The sequence below is a fragment of the Sphingorhabdus sp. M41 genome (assembly GCF_001586275.1).
Lineage (GTDB): Bacteria > Pseudomonadota > Alphaproteobacteria > Sphingomonadales > Sphingomonadaceae > Parasphingorhabdus.
In genome coordinates this window covers 1,787,487-1,805,525 of the sequence record NZ_CP014545.1, presented here as the reverse complement: position 1 = coordinate 1,805,525, position 18,039 = coordinate 1,787,487, and the positions used below count along the sequence as shown (strand labels likewise).

Annotated in this window: 13 protein-coding genes and 2 tRNA genes; 6 read left to right on the top strand and 9 right to left on the bottom strand. The window is 55.4% G+C overall.

The annotated features are described in order from the left end of the window. Positions 1-456: a GNAT family N-acetyltransferase gene (locus tag AZE99_RS08610; RefSeq protein WP_067199875.1), complete on the top strand. Its 456-nt coding sequence runs from the start codon at positions 1-3 to the stop codon at positions 454-456. Between the two features lie 43 nt (positions 457-499). On the opposite strand, the gene AZE99_RS08605 is transcribed toward AZE99_RS08610, so the two are convergent. Continuing rightward, the gene (locus tag AZE99_RS08605) at positions 500-1,816 is read right to left on the bottom strand and encodes an ammonium transporter (protein WP_082788297.1); all 1,317 of its coding nucleotides are present in this window, start codon (positions 1,814-1,816) and stop codon (positions 500-502) included. 100 nt (positions 1,817-1,916) lie between these two features. Next, positions 1,917-2,915 carry a 2-hydroxyacid dehydrogenase gene (locus AZE99_RS08600; RefSeq protein ID WP_067199872.1) on the bottom strand — a complete coding sequence of 333 codons (999 nt, stop codon included), beginning with the start codon at positions 2,913-2,915 and terminating at the stop codon, positions 1,917-1,919. A gap of 111 nt (positions 2,916-3,026) precedes the next feature. Here AZE99_RS08600 and AZE99_RS08595 point away from each other — a divergent pair, with 111 nt between their 5' ends. Then, the gene (locus tag AZE99_RS08595; RefSeq protein ID WP_067199870.1) at positions 3,027-3,503 is read left to right on the top strand and encodes an SH3 domain-containing protein; all 477 of its coding nucleotides are present in this window, start codon (positions 3,027-3,029) and stop codon (positions 3,501-3,503) included. Here AZE99_RS08595 and AZE99_RS08590 read toward each other — a convergent pair whose 3' ends face one another. After that, positions 3,504-4,694, bottom strand: coding sequence for an acetyl-CoA C-acyltransferase (locus AZE99_RS08590; RefSeq protein ID WP_067199867.1), 1,191 nt, complete (start codon positions 4,692-4,694; stop codon positions 3,504-3,506). Positions 4,695-4,843: 149 nt separating this feature from the next. Between AZE99_RS08590 and AZE99_RS08585 the strand changes: the two genes are divergently transcribed. The 4 genes from AZE99_RS08585 to AZE99_RS08570 all read left to right on the top strand — a co-directional run bounded on the left by AZE99_RS08585 (position 4,844) and on the right by AZE99_RS08570 (position 11,716). After that, positions 4,844-5,605, top strand: a complete 762-nt coding sequence (locus tag AZE99_RS08585; RefSeq protein WP_067199865.1) for a prepilin peptidase — start codon at positions 4,844-4,846, stop codon at positions 5,603-5,605. A gap of 105 nt (positions 5,606-5,710) precedes the next feature. Then, positions 5,711-5,795 (top strand) — tRNA-Leu (locus tag AZE99_RS08580). Between the two features lie 201 nt (positions 5,796-5,996). Next, positions 5,997-8,540 (top strand): TonB-dependent receptor, encoded by a 2,544-nt coding sequence (locus AZE99_RS08575; RefSeq protein ID WP_067199863.1) that lies wholly within the window; start codon positions 5,997-5,999, stop codon positions 8,538-8,540. 224 nt (positions 8,541-8,764) lie between these two features. Next, a complete protein-coding gene (locus tag AZE99_RS08570) occupies positions 8,765-11,716 on the top strand; it encodes a TonB-dependent receptor (RefSeq protein WP_067199861.1) in 2,952 nt (983 codons plus the stop codon). A 240-nt stretch (positions 11,717-11,956) separates the two neighbouring features. On the opposite strand, the gene AZE99_RS08565 is transcribed toward AZE99_RS08570, so the two are convergent. From AZE99_RS08565 to AZE99_RS08540, 6 genes are all read right to left on the bottom strand, one after another. Beyond that, positions 11,957-12,032, bottom strand: a tRNA-Thr gene (locus AZE99_RS08565). Between the two features lie 30 nt (positions 12,033-12,062). Continuing rightward, complete coding sequence (locus AZE99_RS08560) at positions 12,063-12,935, bottom strand: hypothetical protein (RefSeq protein ID WP_067199858.1); 873 nt, start codon at positions 12,933-12,935, stop codon at positions 12,063-12,065. 85 nt (positions 12,936-13,020) lie between these two features. Then, positions 13,021-14,259, bottom strand: a complete 1,239-nt coding sequence (locus AZE99_RS08555; protein WP_082788483.1) for a mechanosensitive ion channel — start codon at positions 14,257-14,259, stop codon at positions 13,021-13,023. Between the two features lie 124 nt (positions 14,260-14,383). After that, on the bottom strand, positions 14,384-15,382 hold the full coding sequence (locus AZE99_RS08550; RefSeq protein WP_067199852.1) for an NADPH:quinone oxidoreductase family protein: 999 nt from the start codon (positions 15,380-15,382) through the stop codon (positions 14,384-14,386). Then, a complete protein-coding gene (locus tag AZE99_RS08545; protein ID WP_335339199.1) occupies positions 15,379-16,737 on the bottom strand; it encodes a serine hydrolase domain-containing protein in 1,359 nt (452 codons plus the stop codon). Before AZE99_RS08545 ends, AZE99_RS08550 begins: the two co-directional genes overlap by 4 nt. Continuing rightward, complete coding sequence (locus AZE99_RS08540) at positions 16,718-18,037, bottom strand: replication-associated recombination protein A (protein WP_067199849.1); 1,320 nt, start codon at positions 18,035-18,037, stop codon at positions 16,718-16,720. The genes AZE99_RS08545 and AZE99_RS08540 overlap by 20 nt, the downstream gene beginning before the upstream one ends. Positions 18,038-18,039: the final 2 nt, after the last annotated feature.

Sequence of the window (18,039 nt, the reverse complement as noted above, 5' to 3'; positions counted from 1 at the left end):
GTGGAAATCCGGCTCGATGATCTGAGCAGCCAGCAGGTCCAGAACCTGCTGGCTGCGCATCTCGCCGGAATGCAGAAAAATTCGCCACCGGAAAGCGTCCATGCGCTCGACGTGTCCGGGCTCAAGTCTCCCCATGTTTCCGTCTGGACGGCATGGGAAGGGGAGCAGCTGTGCGGGATAGGTGCGCTCAAGCAGCTTTCGTTATCCAGCGGTGAAATCAAGTCGATGCGCACTGACGCCCGGCATCTCCGCAAGGGGATTGGCTTGGCCATTCTTGACCATATTATAGCTGTAGCGCGAAAACGTGGCTATCGGTGTCTGAGTCTCGAGACCGGGTCCGGCACCGAATTTGCACCGGCGCTGACCCTGTATCGCAAGCGTGGCTTTGAAAACGGGGAGCCGTTCGGCGACTATCAATCGACCGAATTCAACCAGTTTCTGCATCTCGAACTATAGCGGACAGCGCGGCTTCTCCCGTGGTGGAGAAGGTAAATTCCCATCAGTCCAGATCCCAGGCCCGTTCGCCATGGTTGGAAATATCCAGTCCGTCGCGCTCGTCGTCTTCGCTGACCCGCATGGGCAGAATGAAGCTGATGCCGAAGCCGAGAATGGCGGTGGCGACTGCCGACCAGATGGCGACTGCGCCAACACCGATCAACTGGGCAACAAACTGACTGCCGAATGCCATGCCATCTGCATAGCCCGTGCCGCCAAAACCTTCAGCGATGAAGAGCGCAAGCATGAGAGTGCCGAGCATGCCGCCGACACCATGAACCGCGAACACATCAAGACTGTCGTCAATCTTGAAGCCGTTCTTCACCAGACCTACCGCGAGGAAGCAGACTATTGCTGCTGCCACTCCAATGATGATCGACGCGCCCGGACCGACAAATCCGGCCGCCGGAGTGATTGTTGCCAGTCCGGCAATCGCGCCGGTCGCTACGCCTACCGCGGTTGGCTTGCCGACCTTGAATTTCTCGATCAATATCCAGACCAGAGCGGCCATGGAGGCGGCGATATGGGTGTTGATAATCGCCGATGATGCATCATCAGTGGCAGCCAGTGCGGAGCCACCGTTGAAACCGAACCAGCCGACCCAGAGCATCGCTGCGCCGGCGACAGTCAGGGCAGGGCTGTGCGGCAGCATCAGGGTTTTGGGCCAACCCATGCGCTTGCCGAGCATGATGGCGACGACCAGGGCGGAGACACCCGCAGTGGTATGAACCACGATACCGCCAGCAAAGTCGAGCACGCCGAGATTGCTGAGCCAACCGCCACCCCAGACCCAATGGGCCACAGGCGCATAGACGATCAGCAGCCAGAGCGCGCAAAAAGCAACCACCCAGCCAAAGCGTGCGCGTTCAACCCAGGCGCCGATCATCAACGCAGGTGTGATGACGGCAAAAGTCATCTGGAACATGACGAAGGCGGATTCGGGGACCGCTGTGCCTTCCCGGACATTGCCGAGATTGTTCAGCATCCAGTTCAAGCCACTGCCAAGAAAACCGTTGGTTACGCCGCCAAAGGCCAGCGTATAACCGACCACAATCCAGAGTACCGAGCAGATGCCCACCACCGCCATGCACTGGATCAGAACCGACAGGAAATTCTTCGCGCGGACAAGGCCGCCGTAAAACAGGGCCAGGCCAGGCAGGGTCATCAACAGGACCAGAGCGCTGGAGGTCAATATCCATGCAGTATCGCCGCTATTGGCCACATCGGTGATAGCGGGATCCAATGTCTGCTGTGCGTGAAGCGGGGAAATTGCGAAGCCGGCGGCTAATAAGAAGCCGATCGATTTGACTGGATATTTCATGATGTTCCCCGCAGCTATCTTTTTATTATGACTGATCGTCGTTGCGAATCAGATTGTGCCAAATTTCTAGTCGAGACGACGGCAGGACTCAACGGAAAGCTCAAAGCCAGCCTTCGAGCACCTGATCCGGTGGGCGATGGCCGTCTGCCCACACCCGAATATTGGTTATCACCCGTTCCCCCGACGCTTCACGCCCTTCGAAGGTCGCGCTGCCCATATGGGGAAGCAGCACGGTATTTTTCAGCGTCAGGAACCGCGGGTCGATGTCGGGTTCATTCTGGTAAACGTCGAGTCCGGCACCACCGATTCTCTCGTTCTGCAATGCTTCGATCAGGGCGTTTTCATCCACCAGATCGCCGCGCGCGGTGTTGATCAGATAGGTGGAGGGCTTCATCATGCCGATCCGCTCGGCATTGATCATTTCATGGGTCTCCACCGTATGCGGGCAATGCAGCGAGATGATATCGCACTCGCGGATCAACTCGTCGAGATCGGCAACAAAACTGGCCCGCAGCGACTCCTCGACAGCGGGCGGCAGCTGACGTCGGTTGTGATAGACGATCGACAGGCCAAAGCCGGAAGCACGGCGGGCGACAGCCTGACCAATGCGACCCATGCCGATGATGCCGAGTTTCTTGCCACCGATACAGTGACCGAGCATGCCCGACGGCTTCCAGCCTTCCCATTGTCCGCTGCGCATCAGCTTTTCGCCGTCCGAAAGGCGACGGGGCGCGGACAGAATCAACGCCATGGTCATGTCCGCTGTATCTTCGGTGAAGACACCCGGCGTGTTGGTGACCAGAATTTTTTTCGCTCGTGCAGCGGCGAGGTCAATATGATCAACGCCGGCACCAAAGCTGGCGATCAGGCGAAGCCGGTCCGGTGCATTTGCGATCATCTCCGCATCGATATGGTCGGTAACCGTGGGCACCAGAACATCGCAATCGGCCATTGCCGCGATCAGGTCGTCGCGGGAAAACGGAGTGTCACTAAAATTCGGTACGGCATCGAATAATTCGCACATGCGATTCTGATTGGAGTCCGCCAATTCGCGGGTAATTATGACGCGAGGATTCGATGGATGGGGTGAGTCTGGCATAGGCCGATAGCTATGCCTGAAATTTGGTGTAGGTCAAGCAGGCGGGTCTTGAAGCGGACTGACCTTTCGGGCTATGCTTCGGACCAATCGGGGAATGAGTAACCAACTATCATGCGTATTTTGACTTTCATGCTCATTGCGATTTCGGGCCTTTCCTTGTCATCGCCTGCCACAGCGCAGCAAGAGCCCCCCTACTGGGCTTCCATCGACGAACCTGAAGCGCGGATGCGCACCGGGCCGAGTACCGAATATCCAACGATGTGGATTTACAAGCGCGAGAAGCTGCCCGTGAAAGTTCTGGCCCGCTACAAATCATGGCGGAAGGTCGAAGACCATGAAGGTACGCAAGGCTGGATGCACGCGCGATTGCTCAGCGCAGCCCGAACCGGTCTGGTGCTGGCGACCAGCGGAAAGCCGGTCGCCATGCGCGCCTCGGCCAGCAGCAAGGCGAAAATTGCATGGCTTGCCGAACCCGGGGTGGTTGGCAGCCTGACCCAATGCGAAAAAAACTGGTGCCTGTTCGACGTTACCGGTCGTCAGGGATATATCAGCATGACGGATGTCTGGGGTGACGAACCGCTGAAATGATCAGTCGATCAGTTCGAGCGCAACCGCCGTCGCTTCCCCGCCGCCGATGCACAGTGCCGCAACACCTTTTTTCAGGCCGCGCTTTTTCAGAGCCGCAATCAGCGTGACCATGATCCGCGCACCGCTGGCACCGATCGGGTGACCGAGAGCGGTGGCGCCGCCATTGACGTTGAGCTTGTCCCGGCTGATGCCGATATCCTGCATCGCGAACATCGCAACGCAGGCGAATGCCTCGTTCACTTCCCAGAGATCCACATCGGCAACCGACCAGCCGGCCTTGTCGAGAAGTTTCTTGATGGCGCTGACAGGTGCGGTGGTAAATTTTGACGGGGCGTGGGCATGGGCGGCATGGGCGACGATCCGGGCAACAGGCTTCAGACCTTTGGCTTCTGCTACGCTAGCACGGGTAAGGACCATTGCCGCTGCTCCATCCGAAATAGACGAGGCATTGGCCGCGGTGATTGTTCCGTCTTTGGCAAAGGCAGGGCGGAGTTGGGGGATTTTGTCTGGATTGCCCTTGAGAGGCTGTTCATCCTTGTCGACCGTTACGCTGCCCTTGCGGGTTTTGACTTCAACCGCGACGACTTCGTCATCAAAGGCATCGCCTTCGACAGCGGCCTTGGCGCGCGCCAGCGATTCGATCGAATATTCGTCCTGTGCTTCCCGGGTCAGCTGATATTCGCCGACGGTTTCCTCGGCAAAGCTGCCCATCGCCCGGCCCGGCTCATAGGCATCTTCCAGGCCGTCGAGAAACATGTGATCCTTGGCTTCGGTGTGGCCAAGACGCGCGCCGCTGCGCATCTTGGGCAGCAGATAGGGCGCATTGGTCATGCTTTCCATACCGCCGGCAACAATGATGTCGATCGAACCGGCGCCAAGTGCTTCTGCGCCCATGATCGCGGCCTGCATGCCGGAGCCGCACATCTTGTTGACCGTGGTCGCTTCGACCGATTGCGGCAGGCCGGCAAAAATCGCCGCCTGACGGGCAGGGGCCTGGCCCTGGCCGGCGGACAGGACATTACCCATATAGATGCGCTCGACATCCGCGCCTTCGACACCGGCGCGTTCAACCGCCGCCTTGACCGCGACCGCACCCAGATCAGATGCGGTGACTTCACCCAGTGCGCCTTGCATGCCGCCCATCGGTGTGCGGGCATAGGAAAGAATGACGATCGGATCGGAATTGGACATGGGTTGGGCCTTTCTGTTTGTTGCGCCGCCAGGGACATGCGCGAATCTTGCAAGGGACATAGGCGCGGCCAATGAGTTTTTCAATTGCGCCATTGTATGCAAGGGCTGACCGTGCCAATCGGTCCGTGAAATTTTCTGTGGAGTGCCCGTTGCCAGCTTTTTCAGTGCCTATCGCCGGTGCGCTTTTTGGCCTGATCATCGGGAGCTTCCTGGCGACATTGATACTGAGATGGCCGGAAGGTCGCTCGGTCATCGCCGGGCGCTCCTCCTGCGACCAATGTGGACATCAGCTGCGCTCGTGGGAATTGATACCGGTGGTGAGCTTTCTTCTCCAGACGGGGAAATGTCGCAAATGCGGTGCTAGAATTGCCAAGGATCATTTTGCGATAGAGCTCGCAGCGGCGCTGATTGGCGGGCTTGCTCTTTACGTTGCTCCAGATTTGGAAGGACTGGCCGGAGCAATATTTGGCTGGCTTTTGCTGACGCTTGCAGCGCTGGATGTAAAGCATCACTGGTTGCCCGACCGGCTGACCGCGTTGCTGGCGGTTTGCGGAGTGGCGGCAAGCCTGCTCGTCGCTTATCCGGCGTTGCAAGACCGCCTGATCGGAGGCTTGGCCGGATTTGTCTCTCTCGCGATCATAGCAGCCATATATAAGAGCATTCGAAAGCGGGACGGGCTTGGCGGGGGTGACCCCAAGATGCTCGGTGCAATCGGCTGCTGGCTAGGCTGGCAAGCGCTGCCGCTCGTGATATTGGGCGCCAGCCTGATTGGCATATTGGTTGCGATATCCTGGCGGTTGCGAGGGGAGAATGTCGACGCTGGAACCATGCTGCCGCTTGGTAGTCTGATGGCCATGGCCGCTTTCCCGCTCTGGCTTTTCCAGACCGCGGGAACAGGTTCGCTCTACTGACTTGAACACGGGTGCAACCTGATTGGAAAAAGCCGTTGCCAGAGGATTGGCTCTTCGCTAACAGAGCCTCGATTTCGCTGATCGTCGAGTGACTCAGCTAATAGAGCCCCTGTGGTGGAATTGGTAGACGCGCTGCACTCAAAATGCAGTTCCGCAAGGAGTGCCCGTTCGAGTCGGGCCAGGGGCACCATTTCCCGGAAATTCAATTAGTTGTGGCTTAGTTGCAACGAAAATTGAATTTTCTCGAATATTGCGCAGTAATGCCCCTTTTTCGGGGCGTATCTGCTGGACTTCCCCCATATTTTCCATCAGTGCCCAGCCCTCAAACGGAGCGGTCGCTCCGTTTTTAATTCAGGCCTACGACGTAATTGTCGGGGCGCAGGAGAAACTAATGAGAATCGCAAAATTTTTGGCCGCCACTGCACTTGGCGGCGTTATCGCAGCGTCCCCTGCTTATGCGCAGGATGTCCAGGACGAGGAAACCTTTGACGATAATGTAATCATCGTCACCGCGACCAAACGCGAACAAACATTGCAGGAAATTCCGGTAGCCGTGACTGTCACCGGCGCGGAAGATATTGCCAAAGCACAGATTCGTGACTTGAACGATCTGCAAACGCTCGCTCCCACGTTGCGGGTCAACCAGCTGCAGAGCTCGGCTAATACCAATTTCATCATTCGCGGCTTCGGTAACGGCGCCAATAACGCCGGTATTGAACCATCGGTGGGCGTATTTATCGACGGTGTTTATCGGTCACGTTCCGCTGCGCAGATTGGCGATCTTCCCAATCTTGAGCGCGTCGAAGTTCTGCGCGGACCGCAGTCCACATTGTTCGGCAAAAACGCATCTGCTGGTGTGATCAGCATCGTCACCCAGAAGCCGCAATTCGATTTCGGCGGTTCTGCTGAACTGAGCTATGGCAACTATAACGCCATCATTGCAAAAGCTGATGTTACCGGACCGATCAACGATACGATCGCCTTCAGTCTTGCCGGCAATTATAACAAGCGCGATGGCTATGCCAACGATCTCAACCTCGGTACGGACGTCAACGAACGCAACCGTTATGGTGTTCGCGGGCAATTGCTGATCGAACCTTCAAATGATCTGTCGATCCGTCTGATTGCCGATTATGACAATATCAACGAAGATTGCTGCGTTGCTGGCAATGTCGTCAACGGACCAACGGGCGCTATCGTCAATGCTTTGGCTGGCGGCATCGGTCTTGATGCAGAAAATCCCTTCTCCTACAATGTCTATACCAACCTGCCTTCTGCAAACCGCATTAAAAACTATGGCGGATCAGCACAGGTCGATTATGATATGGGCGCGCTGAGCCTGACTTCGATTACCGCTTATCGTGGTGTCGATTCCTTCAGTGATCAAGATTCCGATTTCACTGCTGCAGACCTGCTTCGCAAGAATGCGAATGATACGGAAATCCGGACGTTCACGCAGGAATTCCGCGTAGCTTCAGACTTTGATGGTCCAATCAACTTCCTGTTGGGCGGCTATTATTTCAACGAGAAAATCGATATTGCCAATGATATCGAATTTGGCTCTGATTTCCGTGCTTACGGCGATGCTTTGATTGGTGCAGCAACGGGCGGAGCGCTGAACTTCAATACTTTGGAAACTGTCTTCGGTCTGAGTGACTTTGCTGCAGGGCTGGTCTCATCTCCGGCCGTTTACGCCAACAGCTTCTTTGCTAACGGCACGGGTTATGATGAAGTTTATACCTTCAAGGACGAAGCATTCTCGATTTTTGGTACGGTGGATTTTGAAATCACCGACGGTCTGATTTTGACCGGTGGCTTGAACTATACCAATGACCGCAAGAAATTTTCGAACAATGTCCTCGCGACCGAGCCTTTTGCAGCGATCGATTTTGATGCGCCGCAATATACGGCATTCCGCCAGCAACTGTTGCTGGGTGCGGGCGTCGACGCAGCAACCGCTGCGTTTCTAGCGGCTAATCCGACGATCACCTTGCCAGATGGTTCCAGCGCAAACCCGCTGGCAGGCTTGACTGATCTGCAATTCTTCCCGCCTATGGTCAATTCGCCCAACTCGGTAGAAAACGGCCGTACCAAGGATGACAAGCTTACCTATACAGCCCGTCTGGCTTATGAAGTAGCGCCAAGCCTCAATGTTTATGCAAGCTATGCAACGGGCTTCAAGGCAAGTTCCATCAATCTGTCACGCGATACTCGCCCTGCCGCAAGCGATGCTGCAGCCTTGGGTGCCGCCGGATTGTTGCAGCCAAACCAGACTTTCGGATCGCGTTTTGCAGCTCCTGAAAATGCGACGGTTTATGAAGTCGGTATCAAGGGCAAGTGGGATGTTGCAGCCTTCAACCTGACATTCTTTACGCAGTCGATCAAAGGCTTCCAGTCGAATGTCTTCAACGGAACCGGTTTCGAACTGGCAAATGCCGGCAAGCAGACCACAAAGGGTTTCGAGTTTGACGGCAATGTGAAACCAACCGACGGTCTGACGTTCAGCGTTGCAGTGGTTTATCTGGATCCGGTCTATGACAGTTTCCCGAACAGCGTTTATGGCGATATTTCCGGAACAACCCCATCGACCATTCCGGCCCTGTCTACGACACTGGGTGTGGATTATGATATTGAAGTCGGTGACATGGTCGGCCTGAACTTCCGTGCGGATTATCACTATGAGTCGAAGGTCAATCTGATCGACGACGATCCAGCTGACCCGTCTGCGATCAACTTCACTCGTGAAATCAATGCGCTGAACGCTTCGGCGACATTGACCTACGACGAAAATATGAAGTTTACGATCTGGGGTCGTAATCTGACCGGTGCAGAATATCTGACAACCGTATTCCCGGCCGTTGGCCAGGATGGAAGTTTCACCGGCTATCCAAATCAGCCACGTACTTATGGTGTGACCGCACGCTATAAATTCTAGACTCGTACTAAAATTTCAAAATTTGGCCCTGCCGGGAAACTGGCAGGGCTTTTTTGTATCTAATTTGCATCAAATAGCTGGTTGATGGTGCAAAAATGTAATGCAGCGATGCATTTTTTATATTTCAGTCTGGACTTAATTGCGCGATTAGTTGACTATTGATCCAGCGGGGGGATGAGCAAAAGCATCACTCTCCGTGAAAAAATGGGATTTGGGAGAGAGAAATGCGTAAATCGCTATTGTTAGCCGCCACAGCTATATCGACAATGTCCATGCCTGCCATAGCGCAGGATCGGGATGATGGTGCCCTGGACGATAATGTCATCATCGTTACCGCGCAACGTCAGGCGCAAAGTGCTCAGGATGTTCCGATCGCGGTTTCAGCCTTCTCCGGAGCGGCATTGGAAGCCCAGCAGATCGAGAATAGCTCCGATCTCCAGTTAACTCTGCCAAATATCACATTTACAAAAACCAACTTTACCAGTTCCAGTTTTACCATTCGCGGGATTGGCGATCTTTGCGTGGGCGTATCCTGCGATCAGGCAACGGCTATCCACCTGAATGATCAGCCACTGTTCTCCACGCGTCTTTTTGAAACAGAGTTTTTCGATCTTGAGCGGGTCGAAGTGCTGCGCGGGCCGCAAGGAACATTGTTCGGGCGCAATGCGACCGCCGGCGTTGTCAATGTCGTCACTGCCAAACCGAGAATGGGCGAGTTTCAGGCTTCGGGTGATGCAGAATATGGCAATTTCAATGCAATCAAAGTCAAGGGCATGGTCAACGTTCCGCTCGGCGATACCCTGGCATTTCGTGGAGCCGGCATTTATGTGAAGCGGGATGGCTATACAACCAATCTCAACGGCGGCCCCAATCTGGATGATCGCGAACTATATTCGGTGCGTGGCTCGCTGCGTTTCGAACCGACTCCCGACACCACGATCGATCTATATGCCTCCTATTTCCGCGAAAACGACAATCGTATGCGGATTCAGAAGCAATATTGTCAACGCGACCCGACCGGCATCCTGGGTTGCCTGAACAGCACCCGCAACGCGGAGCCCTTCAACGCCAACTCTACATTCACAGCCGCCCTGTCATCGCGGGAGTTTCTGGCCATTCGCGGTATACCGACGGCATTTGCACTGGGCAGCCTCTACGGTCCTGACCAATATGATGGTGTTTCCATTCCTGCAGATTCGCGGACGGTAAACACCGCTTTCACGCCCGAATATTTCACCAGCGAGCTTACTTTTCAGGGCAAGATCGAACATGATTTTGGACCGATTAGCGCACAGCTTTCCGGTACCTATCAGAAGGTGAAACTCGATTCACGGCAGGATTATAATAATAATATCGGTCGCCGGGACGGCTATGCGCCTGCGTTGAACACTCTGGCAGCGGCCGCTGCTGGTCTTGTTCCGGGTCTTCCGGCCGCCTATTTCGCACCGATTGCTGCGGCGATCATCCCCAATGGTCCGAATGGCGTATTATGTACGTCGGATACGGACACGATCGGTCTCGGGGCATTTGGTGGCAACAGCAATTGTGCGACCACACCGCTGCAATATGACCGTTCCAACCAGTTGAACAGCAGTTGGTCGGCAGAGGCGATTATCTCGAGTGATCTGGATGGACCGTTCAACTTTCTGCTCGGCGGTATCTATGCTGACTATCATCTGACCGAGAACAGCTATTATGTGAACGCGTTTGCGATTGATTATGTAGCAGGTTTGCTCGGCAGCTTCACGGCGCTTGGCGGTGGCTTGCCTCCGGCATTCCTTGGCACACCGTATTTCCGCAACAATACGGATGACTTGACCGTCAAATCCTATGGCCTGTTCGGCGAAGTCTATTTTGACATCAGCGACACACTGAAGCTCACCGGCGGTTTGCGTTATAATAACGACAAGAAAAATGTTCAGGCGCGCTCAACGCTGGCCAGTTTCCTGGTTCCTTATGGTCAAACAACCAATGCATTTGATTCACCCTATGTTGGATCGTTTGATGCTGACCCGGGTACCGCCGGCAACCAGATTTATCAGAATCGGCAAGTTAAGAACGACGAGATCACTGGTCGCGCGGTACTTGACTATAAGATCTCTGACGACAATCTGATCTATGTATCTTATTCTCGTGGTTATAAATCAGGTGGTTTGAACCCGCCACTGCAGCCGATCTTCGCGGTTCCGGAATCATTCCGGCCTGAGCAGGTCGATGCCTTTGAAATCGGATCGAAAAATACCTTCGGCGATGGCGCGCTACAACTCAACCTGACTGCATTTTACTATAAGTATAAGGATCTGCAGCTCAGCAAGATTGTTGCGCGAACCGCGGTGAACGAAAATATCGATGCCGATATTTACGGTGCGGAAGTCGAAGCAGTCATTCGTCCTGATCCGGACTGGATGATCAACATGGGCTTCAGCTATCTGCATACGAAGGTCAAAGGTGATACGTTCAACAGCGATCCGCGCGACTTTGGTGGTGGACGCTCCGATGCTGTAATCATCAAGGATATTACCAACGCGTCCAATTGTGCGGTGGCTTCCTCGACCGGCAGTGCAGCTGGCGTCAACCAGTTCGTCAACACGATAAATACGGTTATAAATGCTGGCTTGGTGCCCGGAGTTATGGGTGGAGCCAATCTCCAGCCCACCACTGCCTTCCCGGCTAATGGCGGGATCGCCTCGACCGGCGCATTTGGTATTTGTGGTGTGTTGGAAGCCGCGGCTGCCGGCGCATTTGCAGGGGCTGGCATCAATCCTGCGGCATTCGGCGGCATCGAATATTTCGCTGCCGGGGTTCCCAAGAATATTCGAGGGAATTCCTTGCCACAAGCGCCCAAAGTGAAATTCTCGACCGGCGTGCAATACACGGCGAACTTTGACAATGGCATGAGCCTGGTCCCGCGTGTCGACCTTGCTTATACCGGCGAGAGTTTCGGCAGCATTTTCAACGGGAATGTCAACCGGATCAAAGGCTATGCCCAGGCAAATGCCCAGATCCAGCTGAACGGCACGGATGACAAATGGTATGTTCGGGGCTTTGTCCAGAATATTTTCGACAGCAACTCGGAAACCGGACTTTATGTGACCGACCAGTCATCAGGTCTGTACACCAATGTCTTCACGCTTGAACCGCGCCGCTACGGTATCGGTGCCGGCTTCAAGTTCTGATCTGAAGCGATCATGTTATGAAGGAAGCCCTGCCGGGAAACCGGTGGGGCTTTTTTTGGTCACATATATGCAAAATGCATAAAGTCCGCCTTTGCAAAAACTAGCGCGGGCAGACCCTCTTCCCAACGGTGGCTAGCTGGCTTGCCGGTCGAAATATCAAGATGGTCGAGAGAAGCCCTTGCTTGCGCTGCGGGATTTTTGCGGTCGTCGATCCCCCGGATCGACTTTTATCCGCAAAAATGGTGCCGAATATCCGACTCGAACGGATGACCTACCGCTTACAAGGCGGTTGCTCTACCAGCTGAGCTAATTCGGCATGCACTGGATTTGCTGGGCGCTATTAGCGTCAAACCACGCCAAAGGTCCAGCCCTCTTTTTGCGCTATCTCATCTGTCAACGCAGGCGGGGTCCAGAGCGCGGCATCGGCCGCTACCTGCTTCATCCAGGCGGCGGTAATCAGCGCGTCGGTGCTGTGGTCGTCATAGCGGGGAAGTCTTGTCGGTATCGGCGTGTTCAACCGTGTCAGCGCCTGCTTGAGGCCTGCGCGATCGCGGACCTTGCTGCGTCCCTTTGGCTGACCAGCCGCAAGAGCGGCTACGGTCGTGTAGATTTCCACGATGGCGGGGCCGGAATCGGGAACGGGATCAAATGGCCAGACCGGTATCGCGCCATCCAGTTGGTTGAGCAGTCGCATCCCGGTCAGGCTGGATTTTCCGACCTGCGCGGCGCCAACCAGATTGAAGCAGCTGGCGCTATTGGCCTGTCCGGTCGCGCGTTGATAGCGTTCGACTTCGCGCAAGCGCCCGATTCCGCCCGTGAACAGGTCACCGACCAGACCTCCGCCATGGCGAAAATGTCGGCTAGCCTGGTGATGGGCCAGAAAGCTGGTGACATTCAAATGGGGGTCGTCACCGCACAGGGTATCGACATCTTTCCATAGAGCTTTCGCATGGCCGGGACTGTCACCCCATTCAGGAAAATAGGCGCCTTCGTCGACAAATGGGAGCGCCATCGATAGGTCAAAGCCGATCAATATGTCCTGACGTGATTCTGCCAGACGTAACAGCCAGTCGAGCACATCTGCCCGCGACCAGCGCGGATTGGGCGATAATAGGGCAGGAGGTCCGTCCGGACCGATGATAGCGACCGCGATACCATTCGGGCGTTCGGTCTTGGCACCGGACCAGTCGACGCAGGCAAAATGGGAGAAGCTTCGCACCGGGCATCTCTAGCGGATCATGAGGGCAAAAGAAAAGGGCAGGCCCATCGGACCCGCCCTTGTTCTTTAATCTTGTCGCCAGAGCCTATTTTTTGACAGCTGGTTTCCGAGCCGCAGGCTTGGCTGTCGCTGGCTTGCGAGCAATCGGTGCTTTTGGCTTTGGTGGATTGGCGTAGACGTCTTCCAACATCTTGCCAGCCACATGACGTCCGCCCCAGCCAAAGGCCAGTGCCGCCGCTGCTGCGCCGCCGATGACCAATGCAGTGAAGGCCGTCTGCACGATTTCCTGTCCAACACCCATGAACTGCAGGCCCATGAAGGTGAACAATATGATCGTCGCATAGCGAACGATTGTCGAAGCCATGCTGCCTTCATCCGTGCCGCCGACAATCTTGGACAGCAAATTGGCGATCAGGAAGCCTACTGCGATCACGATCGAACCAAAGATGACTCGTCCGCCGAGTTCGAGAACCTGATCAAGGATTGATGTCAGTTCTGCAAATCCGAGCAAGCGCATCGCCGCGATTGCGAAGAAGAGCATGATCGCTACCTGAGCAATTCTCGCCAGAACCGACGTCAATGTCGTTTTAGCAGGCAGAATCCCCAGAGCCGCGACCGATTGATCAACACCCAGGCCGGGCAGGATTTCAGATATGATCTGTACGACGAATTTGCTGATCAGATAGCCAATGCCAAGGATGATCGCAGCGCCGATGATGTTCGGAATTGCCTCAAGGATCATGCGCAGCATGTCGCTAGCCGGTCCAGAAACCGATTCCAGATTCAACGCTTCCAGCGCGAGTATCGCGATCGGTATGATAATCAGAACATAGATAATTGTTCCGATCGTCTTGCTGATCGTGGAATTGCCCGTCACTGCGTCGATACCGCCGCGATTGGCCCATTTGTCGAAATCAACCGTTTGCAGAGCGGTCACGACAAGGTCGCGAACGATCCGTGCGACGACCATACCGATGAAGAATATGATCGCTGCACCCAGTAGATTGGGAACAAAGCCCATGATGCTGTTGAGCAAGGTCTGGATCGGTGCGTCTACGCCACCCAGTCCGAGAACGCGCAGGATGATAAGCAGTCCGAACAGCCAGATTAGCAAGGAAACAATCTTGCCGAGTGACTCGCCGACCGAGGTGCCAGCGGAAGTGTCTCGTTGCAGAAATTTCACATTGTCGACAAGTTTGGCGAAAGCCCATTTCGCAGCTTTCCCAAGAATCCAGGTTCCGAGCAAAATTATCAGAGCCAGACCGAGCTTTTCGCCCCATACCATCATCAACTCCGTATCCAGAGCATAATTACCTATTCGCATCCCATCCATATAGCATCCCCTAATTGGTTATTGTTACGTCTGAAACCTTAGTAGCACATGTGCCGGTAAAAGCACAGGAATCAATCGACAGGCTGAAAAGTGGCATCGTAAAAACTCGTAAAGATCAAGAACTTGTGTGCAACTCTACGACCACTCGTCCAATTGCTTGGCGTTGTTCGAGCACTGAAAGGGCATTAGCGCTTTCCGCTAACGGAAAGGAATGAGAGATATGGGGTCGCATCACACCCAGTGCGGCCAAATCCCGCAGCGCGTTGCTTTGTCTTGTCGCCTGTCCGGGATCTCGGCGAGGGCTTTCTCCGGCACGAACGCCTATCAGGCTGTAGGTTTTGATCATGACGTGATTGGCTGGGAAGGATGGAATGGTACCACTCGCAAAGCCGACGATGAGATATCGTCCGTTCCATGAGATCGCGCGCGTTGCGGTCAGCGCGAGATCGCCGCCAACCGGATCAAAAACCACATCCACTCCTTTGCCGTCAGTCAAAGCTTTGATCTCTGCGGCCAACTCCGAGCTCGCAGGATCGAGCACGTGATCCGCGCCGGCCTCCTTGATCGCATTCCGCTTTTCCTTGCTGGACCCGGTGCCGATCACGATGGCTCCGATATGCTTGGCCATTTTGACAGCGGCCATACCGACTCCGCCGCTTGCACCCAGAATGAGAACGCTCTCCCCGGGCTGCAGATGACCGCGCTCGACCAATGCGTGCCAGGCGGTCGATGCACCCGTTTGCCAGCAGGCACCTTCGCTGAAGGACAGACTTGGGGGCAGGGGAGAAACAGAAGTTTCGCTGACGATCCATTGCTCCGCCAACGCGCCGCCTTTTCCGCCGGCCATGACCCTATCACCGGCTTTTATGCTTTCGACATTTGATGCAACCTCGATCACCTCTCCCGCCGCCTCCAGTCCCGGGACAAAGGGCGGATCGGGACGAAATTGATATTTGCCCTGCGTCATCAAGAGGTCGGGAAAGTTGAGGCCCGCTGCCCGAACCTTGATCCGGACCTCGCCCGGCGACAATGGTCTGGCTTGCTTTTCCAGAATCCGGATCGACGAGGGGCCGGTGAGGTCCGTGCATACGGCTGCTAGATATGTGGATTTCATGCTGTTGTCGCTGCGACGATATCTCTGGTGAAGGCTTCGATATCGAAACGCTTGTCGCCAGTGTCATAACCGCGCCGGACGATCACAAGGTCGAGCGAGGGGATGATCACAAGATATTGGCCGCGATTGCCAAAGCCGGCAAATGTGTCTTTCGGTATCCCCTCGGACTGGTTCATCAGCCAGAAGGTGGCGCCATAGCCAAAGCCGCGCCCTTCCGGCTGTGGTCCGGAAGCTGTGCTGACGTAGGTCCGCCAGCTTTCTGGTAACAGGCGTTCCCCATTCCACAGGCCGTTGTTCAAATACAGTATTCCGAGCCGACCCAGATCGCGGGCCGTGGTCCAGACCTGGCTGGATAATATATAATTATCCTGCCAGTCGGTTTCGACATAAGTCCGGGTCATGCCCAGCTTTTGGAAAAAGCCAAACGGATCGAAATCAGGATGTTGTGTGCGGGCCGCGTGCACGGCGAGCAACGTATCATTATTGGCGTAGCGAAAGCGGGTCCCCGGTTTGTAGAGCAAAGGCCAAGCGGTCGCCCGCCCGGTCACAGTGGCTCCGCCCATATAAAGGGGATCGGTCCGATTGCCCGCGGTGTCGCTGACCAGTCCACTGCTCATCCGCATTAACTGGTCAATGGTGAGCGCCGCCCGGGTATCGCCCGGTTTCTGCCATTCCGGGATTTGCACCGGGGCATTTATGTCGACCATCTGTTGCTGCACAGAATGACCGATCAATGTGCCGGCAAGCGACTTGGCAACGGACCAGGTGCGCTGGGCCGTGTGAAGGTCATGATCTTGCTTATATGCTTCCGCATGAATTACACCATCTTTGATCACCAGTATGGCGCTGGTTTTGCCGCCATATAAATCTGCCTCAAATGCGCGTTTGGCGGCTCTTTCAATGCTGGGCAACCGGCGCGCGGATGGTATCGCTGCATCGCGATCACCCATCGGCCAGTGCTGATCATCAACCAGCATCCGTTCGCCTGTAGCCATCTTCTTATCGGGTCCGTCGAAGCCGATCGGCATGGATGTACAGCCGCTCCGACTATTCCAGATCGCAACACGCGGGGGCGCATCATCGGCAAAGCGGACGCGAACCTGATGTTTGGTTTCGTCGACTTCCTCGGTCAATGTCGGGACGATATTCGCGACCCGTTCGTAAATGCCGGTGAGTTCGTCGGCTTTTATATCCGCTAGCGATTTTCCGCCATTCCACAGACCTGAACAAATGAACTGTGCCTTGTAGCCAGCTGCCAGCGCGCGGTCGTAGCGCACTGTTTCTTCGTTCTGAGCCAAGGCGCTAGTCGAAAACAACGCTCCGACGACGCACAGGCTAGCCAGTTTTTTCAGCACGCAAATTCTCCCAATAATCCAGTCGTTCCCGGATCTTATGCTCGAAACCCCGATCCACAGGTTGATAGAATTTCTGGGGCTGCATATCGTCCGGCCAATAATTGTCGCCCGAAAATCCGTCATCACTTTCAGGATCATAGCTATAGCCTGCGCCATAGCCGATTTCCTTCATCAGTTTGGTCGGGGCATTAAGAATATTCTGCGGCGGCATCAGCGATCCGGTGTCTCTGGCAGATTTCCAAGCCGTTTTCTGGGCCTTGTAGGCAGCATTGGATTTGGGTGCTGTCGCGCAATAGAGGCAGGCCTGAACAATCGCCAGTTCGCCTTCGGGGCTGCCGAGAAATTCATAGGCCTGTTTGGCCGCAAGCGCCTGCACCAGCGCCTGCGGATCGGCCATGCCGATATCTTCACTGGCAAAGCGCACAATCCGGCGCAGCAGAAAAAGTGGCTGTTCGCCGGCCACCAGCATTCTCGCGAGATAATATAGCGAGGCTTGCGGATCAGACCCGCGCATCGCTTTGTGCAGCGCCGAGATCAGATTATAATGGCCCTCGCGATCCTTGTCATAGACCGCCATCCGGCGATGCAATATTTTTGCGAGTTGCGCAGGGTCGAGCTGGTCCTTGATATCGAGTGACAACAGCGTTTCGGCCTGGTTGAGCAGAAACCGGCCGTCGCCATCGGCGCTGGCAATCAGTGCTTCTCTGGCATCGACGGTAAGCGGCAGAAGCTTTTCTTCGATTGTTTCCGCCTTTTCCAGAAGCTGGCCGAGGGCGGTGGTATCGAGCCGGTTGAGGATCAACACTTGTGCGCGGCTCAGTAGAGCGGCGTTTAACTCGAATGACGGGTTCTCCGTCGTGGCACCGACGAGCACTACAGTGCCACGCTCGACATAGGGCAGGAAACTGTCCTGCTGCGACCGATTGAAGCGGTGGATCTCGTCGACAAACAACAGGGTAGCCTTGCCGGACTGGAAACGCATTTCAGCTTCGGCAAAGACTTTTTTAAGTTCGGCCACCCCCGAAAAAACCGCCGAAATTGCCTTGAAATGCAGTTCGGTTTGATCTGCCAATAACCTTGCGAGACTGGTTTTGCCCGTTCCCGGCGGTCCCCAGAGGATGATCGAGGAAAGCCGTCCTGCAGAAATCATCCGGCCTATCGTGCCTTCGCTCCCGACAAGATGATCCTGGCCAACAATGTCGGTGAGCAGGCGAGGGCGCAAGCGATCGGCCAAAGGCGCATCCGGGGTGGCTTCGGTGTCGCGCTGCTGGTCCTTTTCGTCGTCGAACAGGCCCTGCATGT